Raw genomic sequence first — 25,513 nt, forward strand, 5'->3', positions numbered from 1 at the left:
GAATCAGATGCCAGGCATATCGTCCCCCCGGACGGGCCACCGCGCCGGCCGGCCCGGCTCCCTACGCAGCTCGATCCTCACCCTCACGCTGCTCCCCTGCCTCGGCCTCGCCGCCGCCTGGGGCTACGCCTGCTACCTGCTGCGCGGGACCGGAGAGCGCAACGCCCTGTACGCCGGCAGCGCCGCCGTCGCCGTCGTCCTGCTCCTGAGCCTGGCACGCGGGCTGCGCACCGCGCGCGTCCTTCCGGCCCGGATCGCCTCCCTGCACACCGACGCCCTGGCGATCGCCCAGCAGGAGATCCCGCAGGTCGTCGGCCGTCTGCGGGCCGGCGAGTCGGTCCCGACCCCGCCCGCCCGGACCCCGTCCCGGCGGACCGGCGACGAACTCCAGCAGGCCGCCGACGGCCTCGCCGCCGTCCGGCAGGCCGCCGTCGCCGCGATCGTTCACCAGGCCCAGGGCCGCGAGGGGACGAAGAAGGTCTTCCTCAACATCGCGCGCCGCACCCAGATCCTGATCCACCGCCAGATCAGCATGCTGGACGCGCTGGAGCGCGAGCACGAGGAACCCGACCTGCTGCGCGAGCTGTTCGCCGTCGACCACCTCGCCACCCGGATGCGGCGCAACGCCGAGAACCTGGTCATCCTGGGCGGCGCGCTGCCCGCACGGCGCTGGCGCAACGCCGTGCCCATGGTCAACGTGCTGCGCAGCGCCGTCTCCGAGACCGAGAACTACTCACGGGTCGTCGTCCAGGGCGTGCCGCGCACCTCGCTCGGCGGCCAGGCCGTCGCCGACGTGATCCACCTCGTCGCCGAGCTGATCGAGAACGGCACCACCTTCTCCCCGCCCTACACCCAGGTGCAGGTCTCCGCGCAGGAGGTCCCGAAGGGCCTGGTGGTGGAGGTCGAGGACCGCGGCCTCGGCATGGTCGAGGAGGAGTACCAGCGGCTCAACGACTACCTGGCCAACCCGCCGGAGCTGGACGTCTCCGCGCTCGGCGACGACCTGCGGCTCGGGCTCTTCGTGGTCGCCCGGCTGGCCGCCCGGCACGACGTCCAGGTCACGCTGCGCCCCTCGCCGTACGGCGGGACGCGGGCCGTGGTGCTGGTGCCGGCGGCGCTGCTGCACCAGGCGGAGGCACCGTCCGCCGTCACCGGCCTGCCGGCGGGCGCCCGGGTCACCCGGTCCCCGGCGCCGGACCTGCGGCCGGGCGGCGAGCCCGGTGGCAGCCCGGAGAGCGGGGCGGGGCCGGGTGCGGGTGCGGGCACCGGGGCGGGCGCCGGTACGGACGTCGGTACGAGCGCCGGCAGGACCGACCAGGAGCTCTCGGGCGCGCTCGCCGGGGTGCTCGACGGGCTGATGGGCAACGGGCCCTCGGCGGTGGGACCCGGTCCCGGTGCCGCTGGTGCTGGTACTGGTGCTGGTGCTGGTTCGGATGAGGTTGCCGCCGGGGACGACGGGCTCGCGGGCGGCGGTGGCAACGGCGGCGACGGCGGTCTGGTGATCGGCGAGCTGGTCGCGCGCTACCCCGAGGGTGTCGGCCCGCAGGGCCAGGACGATCCGACGGTCAACGGCGGCCTGCCCGTGGGCTCGGCGATCCCCGGTCTGCCGGGCGCGGTGGTCGTGGCGCGGCCCAGTCGGCCCCTGCCCTACCAGGAACCGGTGGACGAGCCCGGGCCGAGCATGTTCGAGAGCGGCGCCCGCGGGCCGTCGGCCGCGCCGCCGGTGGCACCCGCGCCGCCCGCCCCGCCTGCCCCGCCCGCGGCACCCGTGCACCAGCGTGCCGGGGAGACCCGCGACGAGCACGGGCGCCAGAGCGAGCTGCGCACGCCGCGCATCCTGCCCCAGCGGGTCCGCAACGCCAGCCTCGCCGAACAGTTGCGCGAGGCCCACGCGTCCCCCCCGGCCCCGTACGGACAGCCCTCGCCCCACGACGGCGGGCAGCCCGGCTTCCCCGCACAGCCCGGCGACGACCCCTCCCCGCAGCGCTCGCGGGCCACCATGGCCGCCATCCAGCGCGGCACCCGCACCGCCCGTGCCACGACCCCCGACCCGGACGCGCCTTCCGCAGCTAAGGAACAGCAGTGATGACGCAGCACACCGACGCCGAGCGCGACCTCAACTGGCTGCTGGACCAGCTCGTGGCGCGGGTCCCGGAGACCCGGCACGCCGTCGTCCTGTCCGAGGACGGCCTGCTGGTCGGGCTCTCCCAGGGGCTCGACCGGGCCGACGCCGAGCACCTGTCGGCCGTCGCGTCCGGCCTGCAGAGCCTCGCCCGCGGCGCCGGCCACCGGTTCGACGGCGGGCGGGTGCGGCAGACCGTGATCGAGATGGACCGGCTGTTCCTGTTCGTCACGACCGCCGGCCAGGGCGCCCGGCTCGCCGTGCTGACCAGCGAGGCGGTCGACGCCGGGCTGATGGCCTACGAGATCAACATGCTGGTCAAGCAGGTCGGCCAGTACCTCACCGCTGCGCCGCGCAGCGACGCCGGCCATCCGGATGCGGGTGGCGGTGCGTGACCGCCGACGCCGCCGAGGCCTGGTTCTTCGACAAGGAGGCCGGCCATCTGGTCCGCCCCTACGCCATCACCAACGGGCGCACCGGTCCGGTCCGTGACGGCTTCGCGCTGATCACCCTGGTGGTCACCGCCGACCCCCGCACCGACACCAGCCGTCTGACGCCCGAACCGGCCGCGATCCTGGACCTCTGCCGGGAACGCCCGCTCGCGGTGGCCGAGATCGCGGCCGTGCTGGACCTCCCGGTGAGCGTGGTCAAGGTGCTGCTGGACGACCTCGCCGAGGCCCGGATGATCCTCACCCGGGCACCCGTCGAGCTCGCCGAGGCGCCGGACATCGCGTTGATCCAGGCCGTGATCGAGGGTGTCCGCCGGCTCTGAGCCGACGCGCTCCCTCCTCGGCCCCGTTCCCCCCTTCAGGAGACCCGACGTGACGACCCAGAGCCTGGTGCCGGGCGCGGTCAAGATCCTCGTCGCCGGCGGCTTCGGCGTCGGCAAGACCACCATGGTCGGTTCGGTCAGCGAGATCGAGCCGCTGCAGACCGAGGAGCGGATGACCCGCGCCAGCATCGGGATCGACAGCCTCGACGGCGTCCAGGACAAGTCGACGACCACCGTGGCGATGGACTTCGGGCGGATCACCGTCCGCGAGGACCTGGTGCTCTACCTGTTCGGCACGCCCGGCCAGTTCCGCTTCTGGTTCATGTGGGACGACCTGGCGCTCGGCGCGCTCGGCGCCATCGTGCTGGCCGACACCCGGCGGCTGGAGTCCAGCTTCGCCGCCGTCGACTTCTTCGAGCAGCGCGGCATCCCCTTCGCCGTCGGCGTCAACTGCTTCTACGGGCGCCGCGACTGCGCCCCCGAGGACGTCCGCCGCGCGCTGGACCTCGACCCGGGCGTGCCCGTGGTGCTGTGCGACGTCCGGGAGCGCGCCTCCAGCAAGGAACTGCTGCTCGCCCTCCTCGACCGGGTCCACCGGGACGCGCTGGCGGCGCACGGGTGAGAACGGCGCGCCGCCGGCGCGGCGACGCGCCCGGGTGAGGCGGTCGGGCGACACGCTCGGGAGCGCCCGGGTGAGGCGGTCAGGCCTTGGCCGGGGCCGGCTCCAGTTCGTACAGGGCCCGGACCAGCGGCGCCAGTTCGGGGAGGTCGGCGGCCTCGGTGAGCGTCGCCTCCAGGGTCGCGTCGTGCAACGGCCGGGCCGCGGCGAGCAGTTCGCGTCCCTGCGGGGTCAGCTCGGTGTAGATGCCGCGCCGGTCGTCCGCGCAGAGGTAGCGGCTCAGCAGGCCGCGCTCCTCCAGCCGGCTCACCAGCCGGGTGGTCGCGCTGCTGCTCAGCGCGGCCGCGCGGGCCAGCTGCTGCATCCGCATGTGCCAGCCGTCCTGTCGCGACAGCGCCTCCAGCACCGTGTACTCGACCACCGAGAGCCGGTGCTCCGCCTGCAGCGCCTTCTCCAGCGCCGAGTCGATCAGCCCGTGCAGTGCGGCGAGCGTCCGCCAGCCGCCGGCGCGGATCTCGGCGGCGTCGTCCTGGATTCCCATGGCTCGCCCCTCTCTGCTCGGATTCTGCTCAGGTTGTGCTCGGGTCGTGCTCCGGTCGGGAGGGGTGCGGTTCCGGTGGAACGCGCTCCCCCGGACTCAATTATGCCAGTCGGCGCGGCTTACCTGCTTGTGCAAATAGTTCTCCTCATGGCCGATGCGTGGTCGCCTCCGGCGAAACCCCGTCCTGGGGCCCGGACCAGACGGTCGCGCAGAGCGCCGAGGCCAGTTCCTCCTCGTACCAGGCCGCCGCCAGCCACGCGGCCGCGAAAGCGCCGTGGTCGTCCGCGACCACCCGGCCGAAGACGTCGCGCGACTGGTCGACCGCCGAGGCGAGCAGCCCGTCCAGCAGCGCCGCACCGGTGGCCAGTCCGGCCGACCGCAGCCGGGCCCGGTCACCGTCGGCCGCCCGGGACCCGAGCGCCAGCGCGGCACGGCCGCCGGTCACCGCCTGGCCCACCCGGCGGGTGAGCAGGTGCACCGGGGTCGTCGGGGCCTCGCCGCCGGCGGGTGCGCCGGACGCCGCAGGTGCCGAAGGACCGGTCGGGCCGGCGGGCGGGAGGGTGAGGTCCGCCGTCTGGAGCCGCTCCAGCCCCAGGTTGACCCGACCCGAGCGGTCGGCGGGCAGCGCGAGGGAGGGCTCCCCCGGGTGCGCGGTAGCGGCGTCGCCGTCGGCGGCCGTCGTGGATCCGACCGTCGTGGAGGGGCCCGTCGTGGAGGGGCCCGTGGGCGGCAGGCCGATGGCCAGCAGCCGCAGTTCGGGACGGGCCGCGCGCTCCAGCCGGCCGATCACCCGCAGCCGCAAGCCCGGAGCAGTGGCGAGCAGCGCGAGATTGCCCCGGTACGCCAGCCCCGGGTGGTCGTGCGCGGCACGCAGCGCCAGCACCACCCCGTCGCTCTCCGCCAGCAGCCGCGGCTCCCCGCCCGGCCCGTACGGCACCGCACCGAGCAACGTCACGTCCAGGAACAGCAACTCGCTCCCGGCCGGCCGAGTCTCCGGCGGCACCGCCCCCGCCGCAAGCGCCCGCGCCACCTGGGCGGCCGGGGGCTCGGCCCAGAGCCCCGCGAGAGGCTCCGCCGTCCAGGCCGCGCCCGCCGCGCGGACCGCCCGGACCGAGGCGCCCGCCCCGAGCCGTCCCGCCGCCGACCTGGTCGCCCCCTGGACGGCCAGCCCGGCCCGGGTGAACTCGCGGTGGCTGAGCATCGCGTCCCCCAACCGCACCGTCCGGTTCCCGGCCCCGACCGCCTGCGGCGCCGCCGCCGTGGCGTCGGTGTGCGGCATCACCTCCGCCATCGTGTGCAGCCCGCCGCCCGCGTCCACGGCCCAGGTGAGCACACCGGCGTGGGTGGCCGTCAGCACCGGCTCGGCGAACAGCCCGTACAGCCGCAGGCCGCCCGCCGGCGCATAGGCCTGGCGGGCCGTGCCGCGCAGCTCCGCGACGCCCGGCCCGCCCGGCCCGCCCGGCCCGCCCGGTCGCGGGGTGGCGGCCAGGGCCAGTGCCGTGCTGAGGCCGAGGAGTTCACGCAGACCGGCCACCAGATCGGCGAGCCGGTGGTCCGGCTCGCCCGAGCGGGCCGCGCGGATCCTGGTGACCACCGCCACCGCGGCGGCGGCCGGCCGGTACAGGCCGGCCAGCCGGGCACGGTGGGCCGCGCGCAGCAGTTCCGCCTGCAGCACCGCGCCCGCGCCGCCCACGCCCGCCGCCACCACCGCGGAGCCCACCCGGTAGAGGTGATCAACGGCGGCCAGTTCGACGGCGGTGAGGGCCTCGGTGGGCTCGGCCTCACTGGACCGGGCTTCGGTGGGCCCGGCTCCGGCGGGCAGGTCCTCGGCCGGGCGGGCGGGCCCGGACGGAGCCGACGGGTCCGACGGGTCCGCCGGGTCCGACGGGGAGTCCGCAGCCGGGGACGGGACGGTCGGGGCCTCGTCCGGTGCGGTGTCCGCGTCGGCCGGCGGTTCGTCGTCGGCGAGCGGGCAGACCGTGACCGCCGCGGCCCGGTGCACGCAGGCGGGCGCCAGCAGGCAGCCGCAGCGCACGTCCGCCTGGTCGGCGACGACCCCGCCCGGTGCGTGCAGGACGAGCACCGCCTCCTCGTCGACGGCGATCCGCCAGTCCTCGCCGGTGCGCTCCACCGGTCGCTCGGCCAGCTTGGCCGCGGCGCCGTCCAGCCGCTTCTGCAGCCGCGCCGACAGCCCGGCCACCACCTCGGCGACCACCTCGGGCCGGACCGCCGGCCACTGCCCGCCCGGCCCCGTCCCGGTCCCTGTTCCCGTCACTGCCCCTGCCACCTCCGTCATCGGACCTTCTCCCCCACCCAGCGGGCCAGTTCGAGCGGGCTGAGTGCCGCCACCGGCATCCCGGCCGCGACCAGCTGGCCCGCGACCGCCTTCGAGTACCGGGCCGTCCCGGTGTCGTCCAGGGCCGCGCAGCCCAGCAGGTGGCAGCCGGAACCGACCAGCGCCCGGGTCTGCGCGAGCAGCCCGCCGACCGGGCCGCCCTCCTCGAAGTCGCTGACCACCGCGATCAGCGTGCGGGACGGCACGGTCACCAGGCTCCGCGCGTACCGCAGGCCCCCCGCGATGTCCGTGCCGCCGCCGATCCGGACCTCCAGGAGCAGGCCCAGCGGGTCCGCCACCCGGTCGGTCAGGTCGACCACCTCGGTGGAGAAGGCGACGAAGTGCGTGCTCAGCGAGGGCACCCCGGCCAGGATCGACGCCGTCAGCGCCGCCCAGACCGTCGACGCCTCCATCGAGCCGGAGACGTCCACCACCAGGATCAGCCGCCAGTCGGACGCCTGACGGGCCCTGGTCCGGAAGACCGGACGCTCCGGAACGATCATCATGCCGCCTGGTTCGCCGCCGGACGGGCCGCCGGACGGACTGCCGACGGGGTCGGCCGGGCGGGCGGTGGCGAGGTTGGCCCGGATGGTCCGGTGCAGGTCCAGGCCGCCGCCCGGGCGGCGGCTCGGGCGCGGCACGCTGATCCCGGTGAGCGCCGGGCGCAGCCTGGTCGCCAGCTCCCGGCTCAACTCGTCGACCAGGCGCCGGACCAGCGGACGCAGCCCCGCCAACCGGGCCTCGGACAGGCCGCCCGCGTGCTCCAGAACGGTGCGCAGCAGGTCGACCGACGGGCGGACGGCGCCCGGGTCGATCGCCTCCAGGGCGTCGCCCCGGCCCTGGGCGACGGCCGCCGCCAGCACCTCCTCCCGCAGGCCCGGCCCGAACAGGGCGGTCAGCTCCTCGGACCACTCGCGCACACCCGGGTACGGCGCCTCGCGCCCGCCCCGGTTGCCGCCCGCACCGCCCCGGCCCTCCAGACCGGGGCCGGAGCCCTCGCCCTGTCCGGTGCCGTAGAGCTCGTCGAGCGCGGTCGCCAGGCGGGCGGCCCGGCCGCCGAGGCCGCCGCTGCCCGGTCGGCCGAGCAGCAGCCGCCAGCGCTCGGCCGGGCTCAGGGCGTGGGTCCGGGTGTCCGTCCCGGTGCGGGCGGGGGCGGGAGCGGGAGCGGGAGCAGGGGCGGGGTCCGGGACCTCGGCGGTGGGCGCCGGGAGGAGGGCCGGGAGCAGCCCACGGCGGGCGAGCGCGGCGCGGGCGGCCAGGTCGGCGCGGGACCAGTCGGCGAGCAGCGCGGGCGGCACCTCCTCGGGAAGCGTCTCCAGGCGGGTGCCCAGACGTTCCTCGACCAGCTGCAGCAGCCGGTCGCGGGCGGCCGGGCTCAGCGTGTCGAACCCGCCGCGCAGCGCCGGCAGGCGGTCCAGGAAGGCGCTGTCGGAGAGCGTGACCACCCTCTCCAGCACCGGTTCGAGCACGCCGGGGGCGGTCGAGAACAGTCCTTCGGCGGCCGTCAGCAGTCCGACGAGGGAGCGTCCGAGAGCGTGCCGGGCGTCGGGGCCGGTGGCGCCGTCCACCCAGGAGGCGGCCCGGTCGCCGAACACCGCCGGCTCCTCCTGCCGGAGCAGCACCCGCACCGCCCCGGCCGCGCCGCGCACCAACGGGCTTCCGCCGTCGGCGAGTTCGGTCAGCACGTGGCGGAGCCGGATGCCTCCGGAGAAGTCCGCCCGCCGCGCCAGCTCCACCAGCGCCCGGGCGTCGTCCGCGTCGTCCGATCCGCCGAGCCCCTCCAGCTGCCGCACCGCCGCCACCGTCACGACCTCGGCCGCCGCCGCGAGCGCGCCGAGAACCGGATCGGCAGCGGCGGACGCCCCGCCCTGCGGCGCGGCGACCGCCGGACCACCGGCGGGCGACGTCGTGGCCGGCGCCCCCGGGGCCGCAGTGGAGGAGGCCGGGTCGGCGGGCGCCGAGGGCTGGTGGGTGGCGGTGAGGCGGTCGAGGAGGGCGAGCCCGTCGAGCAGGTCGGGGAGGGTGCCACTCGCCGGGAGGACGGCGGTGAGCTGGGTGAGACGGGTGTCGGTGAGGGCGGGGAGGCCGCAGGCGGCGGCGTCGGCGAGGCCGCGGAGCACCTCCCGGGCGGTGGGACCGTCCGCCTGCTGTTCGCGGCGCAGCCGTTCCCGCAGGGCTCCCTCGGCCGCCTGGGCCGGGGTGACGCCCCGGGTGCCGGCCACGGTCAGCATGGCGGCGACGGCCGGGGTCCAGCGGACGCGCCAGCGGGTGGTGAGGGTCTCGGTGCCGCCCGCGCCGGTGGTCTCTACGGGTTCGGCGTAGGGGACGCCGCAGGCGGTGAGGCGGTTGAGCAGGAGTTCGCGGCGTCGGTCGAGCGGTGAGCGGAGCGGATCGAGGCGGAGTTCGCGCGGCACCGGCTCTGCGGTGTCTCCGGGACCCGGGAGGCCGAGGTCGGCGAGCAGCCGCTCGACGGCGGGGCCGAGGCCGCTGCGCGGGGCAGCCGGGGTGGGCTCGCCGGTGCGGGTGCCGACCAGGACCTTCTCCAGGGCGCGGGCCACCGCCCGGCCGCGTCCGAGGGGCTCGCCCTGGGCGAGGACGGTCTGCACCGCCTCGACGAGTTCGCCGCGCCCGGGGGCCGCGAGGGCGCGCAGCCGGGCGAGGTCGCCGGCGAGCCGGACGATCTCGCGGGCGTCGGCCGGGCCGGAGGGGTGGTCCTGGGCGCGCAGGGCCTCGCAGATGCGCACGGCGGTGCGGACGAGCGCCTCGGCGAGCCGGTCCGGATCGCCGGCGGCGTCGAGCACCGTGTGCTGCCACTCGGGGTCGCGGATGCCGGCGGGGTAGCCGGAGCGGGCGTCGAGGAGGGGGTAGGTGTACGGGATGAGGGAGACCACGTGACGGGCGTCCGGGGCCGACCCGTCGGCGGGCTCGGCGGGCTCGGCGGGCGCGGCAGGCGCGGCGGGCGCGGCGGGCGCGGCGGGCGCGGCGGGCGCGGCGGGCGCGTGCTGGGTGAGCGCGGGGGCGTGGAAGGCGCCGATGACAGCGGCGACCCGGCGCCCGCCCGCGCCCGCCTCCCGGATGCGCTCGCGCATCCAGGCCTCGCGCCGCAGGTCGTACGGGTCGACGCCGGGGCCGTCCTCGGCATCGCGGCGCAGCGCCCAGCCGACCAGCAGCGCGGCGCGCCGGACGGCCTCCGGCGTGGAGCCGGGGGCGGCGGTCTCGACGAGGCGGTCCCAGAGGTCCTCGTCGTCGTCGCGGCCGGTGAGGCGGTGGCGCAGCGCGTCGGCGACACCGGGGCGGGCATCGGGGCGGGTCTCGGGGCCGGTGCGCTCGCGTCCGGTGCTGCGGTCGCGGACGGCGAGCGGCAGGTCGCAGGCGATGGTCTCGACGCCGTGGCGGCGGGCCCAGCGCAGGGCGGCGAGTTCGGGCGAGAAGTCGGCGAACGGGTAGAAGGCGAGACCGGGGCCGGCCTCGGCACCGATGCCGTCGGCGCGCTCGTCCGAGCGGTCGGCGGCGGGCGCGGCGGCGAGGGCGACCGGGGCCCTGGTGGCGTCGTCGGCGAGCAGGTCGAGCCAGGGCTGGAACTCGGCGGGCAGCTCGACCAGGAGCACCTCGGGCGCGGCGGCGTCGAGCAGCGCGGGCACAACGGCGCTGAGCGAGGGCGCGTGGTGGCGCACCCCGATCAGGTAGGGGCCGGGCGTGTCGAGGCCGGACGCGGCCAGTCGGGCGGCCTGGGCCTCGACCGTCCCGCGCGGGTCGTCGAGGCCGGGGCCCGCCCCGCCGGGCGGCACCGCGCTGCTCATGTGTTCACCTCTCGGTGGAAGTTCGGAAGTTCGGAAGTTCGGAGGTGCGGAGGTTCGGCGTCGGAGACGGGGGCCGGCCGGCCCGGCGCCCACCGGGGGCGCCGGGCCGGCCGGGGGCTCAGTGCTCCAGGGCGGAGCGCAGGTCCCACAGGGTGCGCCAGGTGGCGGCGCCCTGTTCGGCGCGGCGGCGGACCGGGCCGTCCCAGTAGCCGAGCAGCCGGGCGGCGTCGGCGGGGTCGTCCTTGCGCACCACACCGATGAGCTGGCCGGGGAGGCGGCCGAGCAGGTCGCCGCCGTCGGGCAGGTAGGCGGCGGTGACGCCGAGGGCGGTGGCCACCGACACGGCCTCGGCGGTGCTCATCACGGTGGAGGGACGCTCGACGTCCCAGCCCTCGGTGGAGCGGCCGGTGCGCAGGTCGCGGAAGGCCGTGACCAGGGCCTCCAGCACCGCGTCGTCCACCGCGTAGGCGGCTCCGGCGCGGGCCACGGCGGCGGTGGATTGGCGGCGGACCAGGTCCACCTCGGCGGCGAGGCTGCCGATCGGGCCGACCGTCTCGAAGTTGAACCGTCGCTTGAGGGCGGCGGACATCTCGCTGACGCCCTTGTCGCGCAGGTTGGCGGTGGCGATCAGGGTGAACCCGGGGACGGCGTGCAGCTGGCCGTCGGGGGTGCCGGCGAGTTCGGGGACGGCGATCCGCCGCTCGGAGAGCAGCGAGACCAGGGCGTCCTGGACCTCGGGCAGGCACCGGGTGACCTCCTCGACGCGGGCGACCGCGCCGGTGGTCATCGCGGTGAGCACCGGGGAGGGCACCAGGGCGTCGCGGCTGGGGCCCTTGGCGAGCAGCAGGGCGTAGTTCCAGCCGTACTTGAGCTGGTCCTCGGTGGTGCCGGCGGTGCCCTGGACGGTGAGCGCGCTGGTGCCGCAGACGGCCGCGGCGAGGAGTTCGGAGAGCATCGACTTCGCGGTGCCGGGCTCGCCGACGAGCAGCAGGCCGCGCTCGCCGGCGAGGGTGACGACGCAGCGTTCGACCAGGGCCCGCTCGCCGACGAACTTCTGCTCGATCGCCAGGCTCTTCCGGCCGGCCTTGAGCTTCTCGCCGCCGCTGCCCATCACGAAGGTGACCACAGCGCGCGGGGTGAGCCGCCAGCCGGGCGGGCGCGGGCCCGAGTCGTGCGCGGCGAGGAAGTCCAGCTCGGCGGCGTACTTCTCCTCCGGCAGGACGATCTGCCGGGCGGCGGACCCGGGCGGAGCGCCGACGGTGCCGGCGGCACCGGCGGTCGCGGTGGTGGTGGTGGTCGCGGTGGTGGTCATCGGCGGGCCTTCCTGCGCTTGCCGGTCTGGAGCTCTTCGAAGCCGGGGGCGTCCCCGTCGGTGACGCGCTGCCAGGCCCGGGTGAACAGCTCCGGGACGGACAGCTGCGGCAGTGCCGCGTGGTGGGTGGGCAGGGCGTAGAGGCCTGCCTTCCAGGTCTCGACGGGCAGGCCGGGGGCCTTGGCCTCCTGCCAGCCGCAGGGGAGGAAGAGGCTGCGCCCGGCGCGGGCCCGCTTGGCCTCCACGACCAGCCCGGAGGCCAGGAGTTCGGCGCGTGCCTTCTTCAGCCGGGCCGGCTTCCAGCCCGTCCAGCGGGCGACGTTGCGGTCGGTCGGGTCGGGCAGGGCGAGCAGCTGGAGGTAGACCACGGCGGCGTCCTCCCCCAGCTCGTGGGTCTTGGCGACCTCGGTGACCAGCTCCGGCACCGTGAGCAGCGGGTGGTGGGGCCAGACCTCGACCTCGGCGTCGGTCTCGGCCTTGACACCGGCCTTGGCACCGGCCTTGGTACCGGCCTTGGTACCGCCTTCCGCGTCGGCCGTGCCGGGGAGGTCCGGCAGGGTGACCAGGCGGTCCAGGGTTCCGTCCAGGAGGGCGGCGAGAACGGTCCGCTGACGGGCGAGCCAGTAGCTCTCGGCCAGGCCGGCGAGCAGGTCCAGCGTCGGGTCCTGCGGCCCGCTCACGCCCGCCGGGCGCCACCAGATGTGCTCCGCCCCGCCGCGGGAGGGCGACAGCACCACGACCTCGCCGCAGCGCACCAGTCCGTCGGCGTCGGCACCACCCTCGGCGGGCAGGCCGTAGCGGGTGCGCAGGACGGCGGCCAGCGGTTCGCCCTTGCTGTTGCGGCGCAGGTCGAAGGCGAGCATCAGCCCGGGGTCGGCCAGGCGGGTGCGCAGCGCCTGGACGGCCGGGGCGAGCAGCGCGCGCAGCGGGCTGTTCCAGGGCAGCCGGTAGGCGAGCCAGGCGAGGGCGTCGACGAACTCCGACGGGTTGCTGTAGCCCGGCAGGGCGTCCGCGTCGTCGGGCAGCAGGCCGATCGTGCCCGCCTCCCCCTCTTCGGCGCGCAGCCGCTGACGGGTGGTGCGGCTGAGCCACGGGGTGACCGCGTGGTTCAGGACCTCTTCGACGTTCTGGATGCTGGTGCCGCTGACGGCGGCCTGGTCCTCGTCGGACAGGGTGACGATCCGGCCGAGGCGCTGCGTCCAGCGGGCGGCGCCGGCGGCGCTGTCCGGGCCGGTGGTCCAGAGGTCCTGCGGGTCGGCGGGCAGCAGGGCCGCCCAGACCTCGCCGAGGACGGACCGCTCGCGCCCGCGCAGCCAGTCGCGGGCGGCCTTGGCCTCGGCGGACTTGAGGCCGTACTCCTTGAGCGCGGTGGCGGGCAGCGGCGCGCCGTACCACTGGAAGAGGGTGCTGGTGGGGCTCAGCAGCAGGGTGGAGCGGACGGCGCCGATGCCGGTGCGCTCGCCGAAGTCGGCGGCACGCTCGGCGCGGTGGGTGATGGCGCCGTGCAGGGCGAGCTGAGCGGTGAACTCGCTGAGCCACGTGCCGGTGACGGTGTCCTCGGTGCCGCGCTCCCTGGCGGTACCGAAGTGGGCGACCGGGCCGAAGGCGCCGCTCGGGTCGTGGTCGACGGCGAGCCAGTGCACCTTGTCGTCCTGGTGGTGGCGGCAGCCGAGGATGACGACGGTGCGCCCACCGTGCCGCCAGACCTGGCCGGCCCGGGGCGCGTGTTTGCCCTCGTCGGCGTTGGGATCGGTGAGCGGCTCGGTGAGGAGCAGCTCGCGCAGGGTGGCGCCGCGGTCGGCGAGCGGCCCGGTGGTGAACTCGGAGAGCAGCAGGCCGAGCGAGGCACGGTGCTCGGCGGAGGTGAGCGGGGCGGCGGCCGCGTAGGCGAGGGCGCCGAGGTTGCCGAGCACGTGCAGCCAGCCGTGGTGGTTGTCGTCGCCGTGCAGCTGGAGCTGGTGCGGGGTGCTCCAGCCGTCGCCGTCGGCCGCGGGGGGATCGGCGAGGACGGCGGTGACCGTGCGGAGGTTGTTGAGGACGCGGTAGTTGGCGCTGCGCTCCCAGGAGCGGCCGAAGCCGCCGGTCCCGGGCAGCAGCAGGGTGACCGCCTCGCTGAGCTCGTAGTCGGTGCCGTACTCGGGCCGGTGGGCGAACTCGGGGGCGCTCGAGGGGCCGGTGGTGCGGCCGTCGTTCTCGGGCTGCGGCAGGTAGCGGGCGATCGAGTCGAGCAGCTTGGCGGCGGTGCGGGCGAGGCCGGCGACGCCGGCCACCAGCTGCCGGTGGCCGATCCCCGGCAGGACCTGTGCGATGGCGTCGAGCGGGAGCTCCTCGACGGCTTTGCCGCCGCTGACGACGGGGCGGCGGACGCCCTGGACGGTGATCCAGCGCTGCTGCGCGGCGGGCACGGGCTGGGCGTCGGCCGGCCAGGCGGCGTCGATGAGGCGGGCGGCCTGCTCGTCGGTGACGGCGCGCAGCACCGTCGAGCCCTGCTCGTCGCGCGGGCGCAGGGCGTGCCAGAAGGCGAGCGGCACCACGACGGGGGTGCCCGCGGCGTCCAGGCCGCCGGGGCGGCCGGGTTCGAAGTCGGCGGTGTAGCCGGTCGGGTCCGCGGCGACGGTGCCGTCCGCCGCGGAGTGCGCGGCGGGCAGGGCGAGGCCGAGGTGGTGGCCGGCGCCGGACTGGACGACCGGCCGGCCGCCGCCGGGCAGGGTGAGCAGGCCGGACGGGTACGTCGGCGACTGCTGCCCGGCCTGGTCGGCGACGAGCGTGGTGCCGTCGGCGGTGCCGGTGGTGACCTTGAGGGTGTCGACCCGCGGCCAGCTGCCGAGCACGGTGCCGTCGGTGCCCAGCGGGGTGGCCTCCAGGCCGGGCAGCAGCGGCAGCAGCCGGGTGCGGCCGAGGTCGAGGCGGCCCGCGGCGGCGCTCGCGGCGATCCGCGGCGGCTCGGAGGCGCGGCCCAGGGTGCCGGTGGCGGCGTCGAGTTCGTGCAGCACGTTGCCGCCGCGGGTCCAGCGGGCGGTCCAGTGGCCGGTGCCGTCGGCGAGGACGTGGTCCTGGTCGGACATGAAGGTGTCGCCGACGTGCAGCGGGCGGTGGCCGCCGGTGCGGCCGCCGCCGGGCAGCGGCAGGCTCGGCATCGCGATCTCGTCGTTGCCGCCGTAGTAGCGGGCGACGCTCTCGCCGCCGAGGACGAAGGTCTCGGCGGGCCGGCCGGACCAGTAGGCGTGCTGCTTGCCGTCGTGGAACCAGACGACCAGCAGTTCGCCGTCGGCGAAGCGGAAGTGCGGGTGCTGGTGGCTCTCCAGCTTGTCGGGGATGCGCAGGGTGTGTTCGAGCACGATGCCCTGCGGTCCGGCGACGACGATCTGGTTGCCGCGGGCGAGCACCAGGTTCGGCCAGGCCTCCTGCAGCACCAGCCCCTTGGGGTGGGCGCGTCCGGCGCCGTAACCGGGGGCCTCGCCGTACTCGGCGCCGAGCTTGTCGAGCGCCTCCTCCAGGGCCGGCCAGGCGAGTTCGTCGAGGATGCCGCCGCGCAGGGCGCCGGCGAGCAGCCCGGCCACGTCGAGGTCGGCGACACGCCGGGCGGCGGCCGGGTTCTCGTCGCGGATGCCGGTGCGGTGGGCGCTGAGCTCGCGCACCGCCGCCGTCGCGCTCTCCAGACCGCGGACGGCCACCAGTTCGTCGACGCGGGCGTCGGACCACTCGACGAACAGCTCGCGCAGCACCGGCCGGGCGGCCAGGCCGCGGCTGTCGACGGTGTCCCAGACCGGGGGGACGGCGGCGCGCAGCGCGGGCCGGAAGCGGGGGTCGGCGGCGACGGCCGCCAGGGTGCGGCCGTCCGCCGAGGAGGAGGCGACCCACTGCTGGAGGAGGAAGCTGTAGCCGTCGTCCGGGTCGGCGACCGGGACGCCCTGCGCGAGCAGCAGGTCGAGGAGTTCGATCTGGGTGGCGCTGCGGCGCACCCCGGTGAGGAGGTCGACCGGCACGGCCTCGGCACGCAGCCGCTCCAGCATGCGGTCGACCAGGCCGAGGGTGTCGGCGTTCAGGCCCCGGTCGCGCCAGCCGCGGCCGAGGTGGTTGGTCCAGCGCTGCAGCCAGGCGGCGGCCGGCTCGGGGGCCGCGGCGCCGTCCGCGGCCGCGGCGGGCGGGTCGGTGAGCAGCCGCTCGGCGCCGCTCTCGGCGAGCAGGGCGAGCCAGGCGGCGTCCTGGACGTCGGCGTCGTTGTTGCCGGGCGGGTCGGGCATGAGCTCCAGCAGCCGGGCGCGGACCGTGTCGTCGCGCTGCCCGAGGGCGACGATCGCGCCGTGCCAGACCTTCCAGAAGGCGCCGGGGGCCCGGTTGACGGCGGGTGAGGCCAGCAGTTCGGCGATCAGCTCCCGCTCGTGCTCGTCGCGGTCCAGCTCGGCGGCCTTGAGCAGGGCGCGGGCGTCCTCGGCGACCCCGGCGTAGGGGGCCATGCCGGCGGCGGAGCGCTCGGTGCACAGCTGGCGGAACCGCTGCCAGGCGGTCAGCGGGTCGAGCCGGCCGCTCAGTTCCTTGACGTACTGGCGCAGCGCCTTGACGCTGAGCGCGCCGGCCAGCGCGAACTCCAGGAAGACGGCGCGCAGCCGCTCCTCGTCGACGGCGAGGTTGTGGGTGCGCTCGGCCTCGCGGGCCTTGCCGAAGAAGGTGCTGGCGTAGCTCTGGTTGCCCTGTTCGAGGAAGATCCGGCCGACCTGCTCGCAGTAGGTGGGCAGGAAGTGCGGGACGGCGCGGCCGAGCCGCACGGCCAGCGCGTCGAACCCGTCCTTGGCGTTGCCGGGCTTGGACTTGGCCTGGCGGGCGAGCCGCTCCATCTCCTTGACCAGGGCGAGCGCGTGGTGGCCGTTGGCCGGGTCATTGACGAGCGCCCAGGCGGGGAAGCCGAGCGCCTCCTGGCGGACCTGGCCGACCTCGACCGGCTCGGCGGCGGGGGCGAGTCCGAGGAAGTCGACGGCGGCGTCCTCGGCGGGGCCGAGCGCGCCGGGCACCAGGCGCACGATCCGGCGATCGCCCAGGGCGGGGTGGGCGTAGCCGCGGGCGGTGAGGACGTCGGCGGGGCTGTCGGGGGTGCCGACGCCGGACAGGGCGCCGGGGGCGAGGATCGCCCCGGCCTCCAGCAGCCGCTCGTGGCGGGCGGCGTCGCCGCCGCCGGGCGCACCGGTGGTGCGGTCGGGTCCGGTGGTGGTGCTCATGCGGCTTCCTCCCCTTCGATCGTGCGGCCGGCGTACAGTGCGGCGGCCATCCGCATCCCCTCGGACCAGGCGACCGGTCCGACCTCAGCCAGCGGCAGGACCTTGCCGTCCGGGCCGGTCCAGCTGAGCGCGCCCGTCTCGCACTCGTCGTACTCGTAGTAGTCGCCGACCCAGACCCGGGCCTCCAGGGCGAGGCCGTCCTCGACGACGGGCAGCACGGCGTGTCCGCCGCGGACCCGGTAGCCGAGCCGGGCGCAGCGGCCGAGCAGGTCGCGCAGCGCGGCGTAGTGGCCGCCGGCGTAGGTGCTGACCTCGGTGCCGGCGGTGTCGCCGGGCCGGTGCCAGACCTCCCGGTACAGCTGCTGGACCTGCTGGGAGACGCCGAGTTCGACGGCGAACTCGCGCAGCTCGTCGAGGTCCTCCAGCAGGACCGGGTGGGGTATGCGCAGTTCGCCGTCGGTCAGGCGGACGGTGTCCCCGTCGAGGTCGACCAGGCCGAGGCCGCGCTCGGCGTCGGCGCCGCGCAGGAAGCCGGCGACGGCGCCGTCCGGTCCGGTGACCACCAGGTCGCGCAGGACCTCCTGCCAGGCCTCGTCCGCCCAGACGGCGGTGACCACGGCGGCGGGCACGGGCAGCGAGCGGACCATCCACCGCTCGACGGTCTCCAGGCAGCCGCGCCGGTGCGCCTCCAGCCACTCGGTGAGCTGCTTGAGGCCGACGACCACCGGGTCGTCGTTCAGCTTCGGCGGGACGGCCTTCAGCAGGCGGCCGGCCGCGTTGCGGCAGACCACCCTGCCCTCCTCGTCGAAGGCGACTTGGTAGCCGCCCGTTCCCGTTTCCACCCACGCCACGGCCGCTCTCCTCCCAGCTGGTCAGTGATGGAAGGAACGTAACGGGACACACTGACAACGCGGCCCGCGGGGAGGGGTACTGAACGGTAGGAAGGCCGGGCGGCGGTTCTGGGCCGGCCTCAAACCGCTCGAACGGGTGATCCAATGCCGGTCGGGATCACGTCCGCTTGACGGTCAGCCGCAGGATCCGGTCGTCACCGGGGCGCGGATCGCCGCGGCCGTCGGTGTTGTCGGTGAGCAGCAGCAGGGTGCCGTCCCGGTCGGCCACCACGGCGCGCAGGCGGCCGTACGCGCCGGAGAGGAAGTCCATGGGCGGGGCGGCGGGCCGGTCGCCGTCCAGCGGGACGCGCCAGAGCCGCGCGCCGTGCAGGGCGGCCATCCAGACGCCCCCGGCGGCGTAGGCGATGCCGCTCGGGGAGGCGTCGGCGGGGTGCCACTGGGCGACCGGGTCGACGAGGCCCGGCCGGCCGGCGGCGCCCTCCACGGTCGGCCAGCCGTAGTTGCCGCCGGGGGTGATCAGGTTCAGCTCGTCCCAGGTGTCCTGGCCGAACTCCGAGGCCCAGAGCCGTCCTTGCGGGTCCCAGGCCAGGCCCTGGACGTTGCGGTGGCCGAGCGACCAGACCGGCGAGCCCGGGAACGGGTTGCCGGGGGCGGGGGCGCCGTCCGGGGCGAGGCGCAGGATCTTGCCGCCGAGGGAGTCGCGGTCCTGGGCGAGCGGGGGTTCGCTCGCGTCGCCGGTTCCGGCGTACAGCAGACCGTCGGGGCCGAAGGCGATCCGTCCGCCGTTGTGCCGGCTCCCGTGCGGGATCCCGGCCAACAGCACCACCGGCTCACCGAGTTGGGAGCCGGCCGGGCGGGCGGGGTCGTAGTCGAGGCGGGCGATGCGGTTGTCGGAGGCGGTGGAGTAGTAGGCGTAGACCCGGTGGTCGGAGGCGAAGCCGGGCGACAGGGCGAGGCCGAGCAGGCCGCCCTCGCCGCCGGCGGTGACGCCGGGGACGGTGCCGGCCACGGTCTTCGTGCCGTCCTTCGCCGAGACGCGCAGGATCCGGGCGTCGTCGCGTTCGGAGACCAGCAGGTCGCTGTCCGGCAGGACGGCCAGGCCCCACGGGGAGGCCAGGCCGTCGGTGACGGTGCCCGAGACGTCCACCGAGACGGCGGCACCCGGGGTCGGGGACGGCGCCGGGGGCGGGGTAGGGGCAGCGGCCGAGGTCGTGGGCGCGGGTTCGGCGGGCGAGGTGGGCGCCGAGGCCGGGACGGACGGCGCGACGGCGGACTCGGGGGCGGCGGCCGAGGAGCAGCCGACGGTGACGGCCGGGCCGAGCACGACGGCGAGGGCGGCGAACAGTGCGGCGGAACGACGGGGCATCGGTGACCTCTCCCGGGGGACGGCGGGGGGCGGACGCGGCGACGGAACGGACGTCCGGCGGACGCCCGTCCAGCAGACCACACCCGGCCCGGCGCCGATCGCAACCCGCCGCGCCCGCACGACCGTTCGAGGGACTCCGGCACCCCGGGAGAGGCGCGCGTCAGCCGATCCGCGAGGCGGCCGACCGGGTCCCGGCGCGCGGGACGATCACCGGCGCGCCGTCCCCGGGGGCCGCGAGCACATCGCTGTCCACGTCGTACAGCGCCCGCACCAGCGGCGCGTCCACCACCTCGCGCGGCGCACCGCAGGCGATCACCTCGCCGCCGCGCATCGCCACCACCACATCGGCGTAGCGGGCCGCCGCCGCGAGGTCGTGCAGCACCATGACGACGGTGCGCCCGGCCGCCGCGACCTCGCGGACCAGCTCCAGCACCTCCACCGCGTGGCCGAGGTCGAGGGCGCTGGTCGGCTCGTCGAGCAGCACGACGGGGGCGTCCTGGGCGAGCACCATGGCCAGCCAGCAGCGCTGCCGCTGGCCGCCGGAGAGCCGGTCGAGCCGGCGGTCGGCGAACTCCTCGACACCGGTGGCCCGCAGCGCCTCGGCGGTGAGCCGCTCGTCGTCGGCCGACCACTGCCGGAACAGCCCCTGGTGCGGGTGGCGGCCGTAGCGGACCAGCCCGGCGACGGTGACCGCCTCCGGGGCCTGCGGGCTCTGCGGCAGCAGCGCGACCCGGTGGGCGGCCTGGCGGGGCCGCAGCTTCCAGACGTCCTCGCCGCCGACCAGCACCCGCCCGGAGTCGGGCCGGTGGAGGCGGGCGATCGAGCGCAGCAGGGTGGACTTGCCGCAGCCGTTGGGGCCGACGATCGCCACCACCTGCCCGCCGGGCACGGTGAGGTCCACGCCGCCCAGCACCGGACGCCCGGGGCCGTACCCGGCCGTGAGGCCCTCGACCGTCAACTCCATGGCGGTTTCCTTCGCTTGGGAGGGGAGACGGACCGGGCGGCGGACACCCCGCACGGAGGGGCGCCCGCCGCCGGCGGTCACTTGGCGCCGAGCGCCTTGGCGATGTCGCCGATCACCGCGTCGGCCGCCAGCGGGCCGCCGCGGGTGGACCAGACCGAGCCGTCGACGGTCACGGTGTGGTTGTTCTTCACCGCGTTCAGCTCCTGGTAGGCGGGCTTGGACTGGACGTCCTTCAGCGCGGCCTTGCCGTCGTCGGTGAGGGTGGAGAGGAACAGCCAGTCGCCGTCGATCTCGTTGATCTTCTCCAGGCTCAGCGCCGGGGTATGGGCGTTGCCGTCCTTGTCCTGGGCCTGCGGGCGGGTCAGGCCCATGTCGAGGGCGACACCGCTGGCGAACTGCTTCTTCTCCATCCAGCTGGGGCCGGTCGGGTTCCAGCGGACGATGGAGACGGCCTTGCCCTTGTTCTCGCCGAGCTCGCCGCCGGTCCTGGCGGCCTTGGCGTCGTAGTCGGCGATCACCTTGTTGGCCTGGTCGAGCTTGTTGACGGCGTTTCCGATGCCGCGGAAGGAGAGCTTCCAGTCGTCGGTCGGGGCCATCGTGACCAGGGTGGCCGGGGTGATCTCGCGCAGTTGCTTGAGCACCTGCTGGTCCTGCATGTCGCCGGCCAGGATCAGGTCAGGCTTGGCGGCGATCACCTTGTCCATGACGGGCTGCAGCAGATTGCCGACCACCGGGACGCCCTGGACCTTGTCCTTCAGGTACGCCGGCGGCTCGTTGAGGCCCTGTCCGTTGGTGATGCCGGCCGGCTTGAGGCCGAGGGCGAGCACCGCGTCGAGGTCCTCCTGGGTGAGGGTGACGATGCGCTTGGGCTCGGCGGGGATCTCGACGGCCGTGCCGGTGGCGTCCTTGACGGTCCGCTTGCCGCCGGCCGCGTCGGCGGCCGGGCTGCCCGCGGCGGTGGCGGCGGTGGACGGCGAGCCCTGCTCCGAGGGGGAGCCGGTACTGGAGGAGCCCGCGCCGGAGGAACCCTTGTCGGAGGAGCCCGACGAGCCGCAGCCGACGAGCAGGAGCGTGGCCGCCCCGGTGGCGGCCAGCACCTGGACCGCACGGCGGCGGGCGAGGTCGAACGGGCTCTGGGGGGTCGACGGGGTCGACATGGGGGCCTCCGGGCAGGGGTGTTGCAGACGGGCGGTGCGGACGGTGGATCGGTGGAACTGCGCTGCGGCGCCGCGCACCTGGACGATCCGGACGGATCCGACGCAGGGTCGGACACCCGTCCGACCGCGATCACCATTAGGTTAGCCTTACCTTATGACATTGTCGCAAGTGGGTACCGCCGAGGCGGCCGACGCGGATCCCCCCGCCCCCGCCCCGCCGGCGGCCGAGCGGTCGCGCCGCACCTCCTGGGCCGCCGTCGGCGGCATCCTCGCCGCCCTGCTCGCGCTCACCGCGCTCTCCCTGTCCGTCGGCGCCGGCGAGGTCGGCCCCGGCCGGGTGCTGGACTACCTGCTCGACACCGACGGCGCCCGCGCCGACAGCCGGCTCGCACTCGTCGTCGGCGACCTGCGCCTGCCCCGCACCCTGACCGCCCTGCTGGTCGGCGCCGCCCTCGGCGTGGCCGGCGCGCAACTGCAGGCCGTCACCCGCAACCCGCTCGCCGAGACCGGCCTGCTCGGCGTCAACGCCGGCGCCTCGCTCGGCGTCGTGCTCGGCATCGCCGTCCTCGGCGTGCAGACCTCCTACGGCTACCTCGCCTTCGCCTTCGTCGGCGCCGTGCTCGCCAGCGGACTGGTCCTGGCCATCGCCGGCAGCCGGGGCGGCGGCTCCCCGATGCGGCTCGTGCTCGGCGGCTCCGCCGTCGGCGCCACCTTCGGCGGCCTGACCGGCGTGCTGATCGTCAACTCCCCCGAGGCGTACGACCGCTACCGGGTCTGGGTGCTCGGCTCACTGGCCGGCGTGGAGGGCTGGACGACGCTGCGCCAGCTCGCCCCGGTGCTCGGCCTCGGCTTCGCGGTCGCCCTGCTCACCACCCGGCCGCTGTCCGCGCTCGCGCTCGGCGACGACCTCGCCCGCGGCCTCGGCCACCGCCCCGGCGCCACCCGGGCCGCCGTCGCCCTCGCCGTCACCCTGCTCACCGCCTCCGCCGTCGCCCTCGCCGGGCCGATCTCCTTCCTCGGCCTGCTCGCCGGCTTCCTGGCCCGCGCCGTCGCCGGGCCCCGGGTCGGCCGGCTCACCCTGCTCGCCGGACTCGTCGGCGCCGCCGTGCTGACCGGCGCCGACGTGCTCGCCCGGGTGGTGGCCCGGCCGTTCGAAGCCCCGGTGTCGGTGATCGTCGCGCTGATCGGCGCGCCCGCCCTGATCGCCATCGTCCGCTCCCGCAGGACCGCCGCACTCGGCATGACCGACACCGCACCCGCCGAATCCTCCGGCCGCCACGGCCACACCGAGGAGAAGGCGCCCCGGCCCGACCTGGTGATCCGGCGCGGCGCGCTGTCGGTGCTACTCCCCCGCCGCTCCGCGCTGGCCGCGCTCGGCCTGGCCGCGGCGCTGCTGGCCGCCGTGGTGGTCTCCGCGCACGCCGGGCAGAGCGAACTCGGCCTCGGCCGCACCTTCCAGGCCGTCTTCGGCCACGGGGAGCGCCTGGACGTGCTGCTGGTGCAGAAGTTCCGGCTCGGGCGGATCGTCGCGGGCCTCGCCGCCGGCGCCGCGCTCGGCCTGGCCGGCTGCCTCACCCAGACGCTGGCCCGCAACCGGCTCGCCACCCCCGAACTGCTCGGCGTCAACGACGGCGCCACCGCCGCCGTGCTGATCTCGGTCACCGCCTCCGGCGCGTTCGGCGCCTGGTGGGCCGGGCCGATCGGCGCGCTGGCCGCCGTCGCCGTGGTCACCGTGGTCTCCGGCGGGCTCGGCGCGCGCGGCTACCGGGTGCTGGTGGTGGGCCTGGCCATGTCGGCGCTCGCCTCCGCCGTCATCCAGGTGGCGATGGCCCGGCGCTCGCTCAGCTCGGCCACGTCGCTGTACGTCTGGACCTCCGGCAGCCTCAACGGCCGGGACTACGCGGTGGCCACGCCGGTGCTGATCGGCCTCGCCGTGCTGGTGCCGCTCGCCCTGGTGGTGGCCCGCCGGCTGGCCGTGCTGCGGTTCGACGACAACGTCGCCTCCTCGCTGGGCGTCGACCCCGGCCGGGTCCGGCTGGTCTGCCTGCTGCTCGCGGTGGCGCTGGCCGGCCTCGCCGTCGGCGTCTGCGGACCGGTCGGCTTCGTCGCGCTGGCCGCGCCGGTGGTCGCCGGACGGCTGGCCGGCCCGGCCCGGGTGCCGGTGCTCGGCTCGGCGCTCGTCGGCGCGGTGCTGATCGTCCTGGCCGACACCCTCGGCCGGGTGCTGATCTCCGGCGTCGAGATCCCGGTGGGCATCGTCACCACGGTGCTCGGCGGCCCCTTCCTGCTCTGGGTGTTGCTCGGCCGCAAGGGCAACCCCGCCTGACCGTTGAGGAGTTCTTCCCGTGCCGAACGAACGGACCACGATGGGCGACGAGTTCTGGGACCGGGTGGCCGCCGAGGGCGCGCCGCTGGTCGATCCCGACCCCGACGACCCGGCCTACCGGCAGGTGACCTTCGTGCTGCGCGACGAGCCGGACGGGCCGCCGTACGACGGCGTGCTCGCGCTCGTCCACACCGTCACCGACAAGGACCGGCACGCCGGCGACCTCACCCCGCACCTGATGGAACGCCGGGCCGGCGGCTGGTCGCGCACCTACCGGCTGCGCGCCGACCACCGGGCGTCCTACCAGCTGTACCCGGTGCGCGGCGCCCTCCCCGGCACCCGGCGGGCGGACTGGCTGCGGGTCCTGGACGGCGCCCGCCCCGACCCGCGGGGCACCGGGGCGCTGCTGCCCGCCCGCGACGGACGCCACCCCTCCTCGGTGCTCGCCCTGCCGGACGCACCCGCCCAGCCGTACGCGGCGCGGCGCGCCGACGTGCCCCGCGGCCGCACCGTGCGCGCCGAGGTGGCCGGGCGGCGGATCGACGTGCACCTGCCCGCCGGGCACCGCGTCGACGCCGGACCGTACCCGGTGCTGGTCCTGCTGGACGGCGAGATGTGGGGCGAGGTGCTGTCGTTCGGCGACACCCTGGACAACCTGACGGCCGAGGGTCTCGTCCCGCCGACCGTCGCCCTGCTCGTCCACACCATGGGCCCCGGCCGGCCGGACGACCTCAGCTGCAACCCGGACTTCGTCGACCTGCTCGCCGACCGGATCCTGCCCTGGGCCGCCGCCGAGCACCGCACCACCGCCGACCCGGCCCGGACCGTGATCGCCGGACAGAGCGCGGGCGGACTGACGGCGGCCTTCGCCGCCTTCCGCCGCCCGGCCCGGTTCGGCAACGCGCTCTCGCAGTCCGGCTCGTTCTGGTGGCCGGACGGCACCGGGTTCGACGGCGGCAGCGAGTGGCTGACCAGGCAGTTCGCGGCCGCCGAACAGGTCGGCGCCCGGTTCTGGGTGGAGGTCGGGCTCCAGGAGTGGATGCTGCTCACCCAGAACCGCCATCTGCGCGACGTGCTGACCGCGCGCGGCTACGACCTCGCCTACCGCGAGTTCAACGGCGGCCACGACTACGCCTGCTGGCGCGGCGGCCTGGCCGACGGCCTGGTGCACCTGCTGGGCACGGCCGCGCCGCAGGGCCGCTGAGGACCGGGGCCCGGGAGCGGCGCCGACCGCACCCGGGCCCGCCGCTCAGAGCACGACCTCCTTGAGGAGCCCGGTCGCGACGTCGAAGACGAAGCCGCGCACCGAGGTCCGGTGCGGGACGAAGGGGCTGGTGCGGATCCGGGCGGCCGACTGCCGGACGTCCGTCTCCACGTCGGCGAAGGCCTCCGCGGCCCACGGGGGCTTGACGCCGGTCTCCTCGCGGATCGACTCGCGGAAGGCGTCGTCGCCGAAGGTGAGCATGCCGCAGTCGGTGTGGTGGATGAGGATGATCTCCCGCGTGCCGAGCAGCCGCTGGCTGATCGCCAGCGAGCGGATCGCGTCGTCGGTCGCCACGCCGCCGGCGTTGCGGATCACGTGCGAGTCGCCCTCGGCGAGGCCGAGCGCGCCGTAGACGTTGAGCCGGGCGTCCATGCAGGCCAGGACGGCCGTGCGACGGGCCGGCGGGAGCGGGAGCGGCCCGTCGAAGGCCGTGGCGTAGTCGGCGTTGTTGCGCAGGTAGTGGTCGGTGGCGGTGTCGGTCATGGTGGACGGCTGTCCCTTCGGTGCGGTCGGATCGTGGTGGACCGGGGTGCGCGCGGGCATGCGGGTGCGCGGAGGGCGTGAACCTTCCGGGCGTGCGCACTCGTCGCCGGCGCTCCCCGACGGGATGGACGACGGCCTCGGCGGCGCCGCCCCGTGTGGCGGCGCGGCCGGACGGGCCGGGCGATCGAACGATCAGACGATGACCGGACAGCCGGTGGAGTGGATGCGGCCGAAGTCGATGTGACGACGGCGGACGAGCACGGTCATGCGGGCACCGTACTGCCCACCGCGCCCGGCCGCCGGGGATTCGGGCTTTCACCACCCCGTCGAGTGACGGTCCCGGGGCGGCGGGTGCTTCCGGAAAAAGCCCGGCGGGGCCGACCGGGGA

Annotated in this window: 16 protein-coding genes; 6 read left to right on the forward strand and 10 right to left on the reverse strand. The window is 76.3% G+C overall.

The annotated features are described in order from the left end of the window. Nucleotides 1–7: 7 nt before the first annotated feature. Genes ACFVUH_RS01980 through ACFVUH_RS01995 form a run of 4 tightly spaced genes read left to right on the forward strand, consistent with a single transcriptional unit; the run spans nt 8 to nt 3,516 of the window. On the forward strand, nt 8–2,086 hold the full coding sequence (locus tag ACFVUH_RS01980; RefSeq protein ID WP_387910534.1) for a sensor histidine kinase: 2,079 nt from the start codon (nt 8–10) through the stop codon (nt 2,084–2,086). Further along, nucleotides 2,086–2,517 (forward strand): roadblock/LC7 domain-containing protein, encoded by a 432-nt coding sequence (locus tag ACFVUH_RS01985; protein ID WP_355362776.1) that lies wholly within the window; start codon nt 2,086–2,088, stop codon nt 2,515–2,517. Before ACFVUH_RS01980 ends, ACFVUH_RS01985 begins: the two co-directional genes overlap by 1 nt. Then, on the forward strand, nt 2,514–2,894 hold the full coding sequence (locus ACFVUH_RS01990; protein ID WP_355362774.1) for a DUF742 domain-containing protein: 381 nt from the start codon (nt 2,514–2,516) through the stop codon (nt 2,892–2,894). The genes ACFVUH_RS01985 and ACFVUH_RS01990 overlap by 4 nt, the downstream gene beginning before the upstream one ends. A gap of 49 nt (nt 2,895–2,943) precedes the next feature. Further along, nucleotides 2,944–3,516, forward strand: coding sequence for an ATP/GTP-binding protein (locus tag ACFVUH_RS01995; protein ID WP_355362772.1), 573 nt, complete (start codon nt 2,944–2,946; stop codon nt 3,514–3,516). Between the two features lie 79 nt (nt 3,517–3,595). Here ACFVUH_RS01995 and ACFVUH_RS02000 read toward each other — a convergent pair whose 3' ends face one another. The 9 genes from ACFVUH_RS02000 to ACFVUH_RS02040 all read right to left on the reverse strand — a co-directional run bounded on the left by ACFVUH_RS02000 (nt 3,596) and on the right by ACFVUH_RS02040 (nt 21,052). Continuing rightward, the gene (locus tag ACFVUH_RS02000) at nt 3,596–4,054 is read right to left on the reverse strand and encodes a MarR family winged helix-turn-helix transcriptional regulator (protein WP_387910536.1); all 459 of its coding nucleotides are present in this window, start codon (nt 4,052–4,054) and stop codon (nt 3,596–3,598) included. A gap of 145 nt (nt 4,055–4,199) precedes the next feature. Then, a complete protein-coding gene (locus tag ACFVUH_RS02005) occupies nt 4,200–6,329 on the reverse strand; it encodes a hypothetical protein (RefSeq protein ID WP_387910537.1) in 2,130 nt (709 codons plus the stop codon). A 17-nt stretch (nt 6,330–6,346) separates the two neighbouring features. Beyond that, nucleotides 6,347–10,189, reverse strand: a complete 3,843-nt coding sequence (locus ACFVUH_RS02010) for a DUF5682 family protein (protein ID WP_387910538.1) — start codon at nt 10,187–10,189, stop codon at nt 6,347–6,349. 118 nt (nt 10,190–10,307) lie between these two features. Beyond that, entirely contained in the window at nt 10,308–11,501 is a 1,194-nt protein-coding gene (locus ACFVUH_RS02015) for an AAA family ATPase (RefSeq protein ID WP_387910539.1), read from the reverse strand. Next, nucleotides 11,498–16,714, reverse strand: coding sequence for a hypothetical protein (locus ACFVUH_RS02020; RefSeq protein WP_387910540.1), 5,217 nt, complete (start codon nt 16,712–16,714; stop codon nt 11,498–11,500). The genes ACFVUH_RS02015 and ACFVUH_RS02020 overlap by 4 nt, the downstream gene beginning before the upstream one ends. After that, nucleotides 16,711–17,565 carry a DUF4132 domain-containing protein gene (locus tag ACFVUH_RS02025; RefSeq protein ID WP_387910542.1) on the reverse strand — a complete coding sequence of 285 codons (855 nt, stop codon included), beginning with the start codon at nt 17,563–17,565 and terminating at the stop codon, nt 16,711–16,713. The genes ACFVUH_RS02020 and ACFVUH_RS02025 overlap by 4 nt, the downstream gene beginning before the upstream one ends. A 157-nt stretch (nt 17,566–17,722) precedes the next feature. Next, nucleotides 17,723–18,931, reverse strand: coding sequence for a PQQ-dependent sugar dehydrogenase (locus ACFVUH_RS02030; RefSeq protein WP_387910544.1), 1,209 nt, complete (start codon nt 18,929–18,931; stop codon nt 17,723–17,725). Nucleotides 18,932–19,091: 160 nt separating this feature from the next. Next, nucleotides 19,092–19,895, reverse strand: coding sequence for an ABC transporter ATP-binding protein (locus ACFVUH_RS02035; RefSeq protein ID WP_387910546.1), 804 nt, complete (start codon nt 19,893–19,895; stop codon nt 19,092–19,094). A 77-nt stretch (nt 19,896–19,972) separates the two neighbouring features. Then, nucleotides 19,973–21,052, reverse strand: a complete 1,080-nt coding sequence (locus tag ACFVUH_RS02040) for an ABC transporter substrate-binding protein (RefSeq protein ID WP_355362756.1) — start codon at nt 21,050–21,052, stop codon at nt 19,973–19,975. A gap of 154 nt (nt 21,053–21,206) precedes the next feature. Here ACFVUH_RS02040 and fhuB point away from each other — a divergent pair, with 154 nt between their 5' ends. Next, complete coding sequence (gene fhuB, locus ACFVUH_RS02045; RefSeq protein WP_387910548.1) at nt 21,207–23,378, forward strand: Fe(3+)-hydroxamate ABC transporter permease FhuB; 2,172 nt, start codon at nt 21,207–21,209, stop codon at nt 23,376–23,378. A gap of 40 nt (nt 23,379–23,418) precedes the next feature. Next, nucleotides 23,419–24,582, forward strand: coding sequence for an enterochelin esterase (gene fes / locus ACFVUH_RS02050; protein WP_387910768.1), 1,164 nt, complete (start codon nt 23,419–23,421; stop codon nt 24,580–24,582). A gap of 45 nt (nt 24,583–24,627) precedes the next feature. Here the strand turns inward: fes and ACFVUH_RS02055 are convergent, their stop codons facing one another. Then, entirely contained in the window at nt 24,628–25,125 is a 498-nt protein-coding gene (locus ACFVUH_RS02055; protein WP_355362752.1) for a carbonic anhydrase, read from the reverse strand. Nucleotides 25,126–25,513: the final 388 nt, after the last annotated feature.

The sequence above is a fragment of the Kitasatospora sp. NPDC058032 genome, from assembly GCF_042885845.1.
GTDB lineage: Bacteria > Actinomycetota > Actinomycetes > Streptomycetales > Streptomycetaceae > Kitasatospora.

What these genes read in the sequence shown, in the direction of transcription:
- ACFVUH_RS01980 (WP_387910534.1), top strand. Translation starts at nt 8, where the DNA reads ATGCCAGGCATATCGTCCCCCCGGACGGGCCACCGCGCCGGCCGGCCC.
- ACFVUH_RS01985 (WP_355362776.1), top strand. Translation starts at nt 2,086, where the DNA reads ATGACGCAGCACACCGACGCCGAGCGCGACCTCAACTGGCTGCTGGAC.
- ACFVUH_RS02000 (WP_387910536.1), bottom strand. Translation starts at nt 4,054, where the DNA reads ATGGGAATCCAGGACGACGCCGCCGAGATCCGCGCCGGCGGCTGGCGG.
- ACFVUH_RS02010 (WP_387910538.1), bottom strand. Translation starts at nt 10,189, where the DNA reads ATGAGCAGCGCGGTGCCGCCCGGCGGGGCGGGCCCCGGCCTCGACGAC.
- ACFVUH_RS02015 (WP_387910539.1), bottom strand. Translation starts at nt 11,501, where the DNA reads ATGACCACCACCGCGACCACCACCACCACCGCGACCGCCGGTGCCGCC.
- ACFVUH_RS02020 (WP_387910540.1), bottom strand. Translation starts at nt 16,714, where the DNA reads ATGAGCACCACCACCGGACCCGACCGCACCACCGGTGCGCCCGGCGGC.
- ACFVUH_RS02030 (WP_387910544.1), bottom strand. Translation starts at nt 18,931, where the DNA reads ATGCCCCGTCGTTCCGCCGCACTGTTCGCCGCCCTCGCCGTCGTGCTC.
- ACFVUH_RS02035 (WP_387910546.1), bottom strand. Translation starts at nt 19,895, where the DNA reads ATGGAGTTGACGGTCGAGGGCCTCACGGCCGGGTACGGCCCCGGGCGT.
- ACFVUH_RS02040 (WP_355362756.1), bottom strand. Translation starts at nt 21,052, where the DNA reads ATGTCGACCCCGTCGACCCCCCAGAGCCCGTTCGACCTCGCCCGCCGC.
- fhuB (WP_387910548.1), top strand. Translation starts at nt 21,207, where the DNA reads ATGACATTGTCGCAAGTGGGTACCGCCGAGGCGGCCGACGCGGATCCC.
- fes (WP_387910768.1), top strand. Translation starts at nt 23,419, where the DNA reads ATGGGCGACGAGTTCTGGGACCGGGTGGCCGCCGAGGGCGCGCCGCTG.
- ACFVUH_RS02055 (WP_355362752.1), bottom strand. Translation starts at nt 25,125, where the DNA reads ATGACCGACACCGCCACCGACCACTACCTGCGCAACAACGCCGACTAC.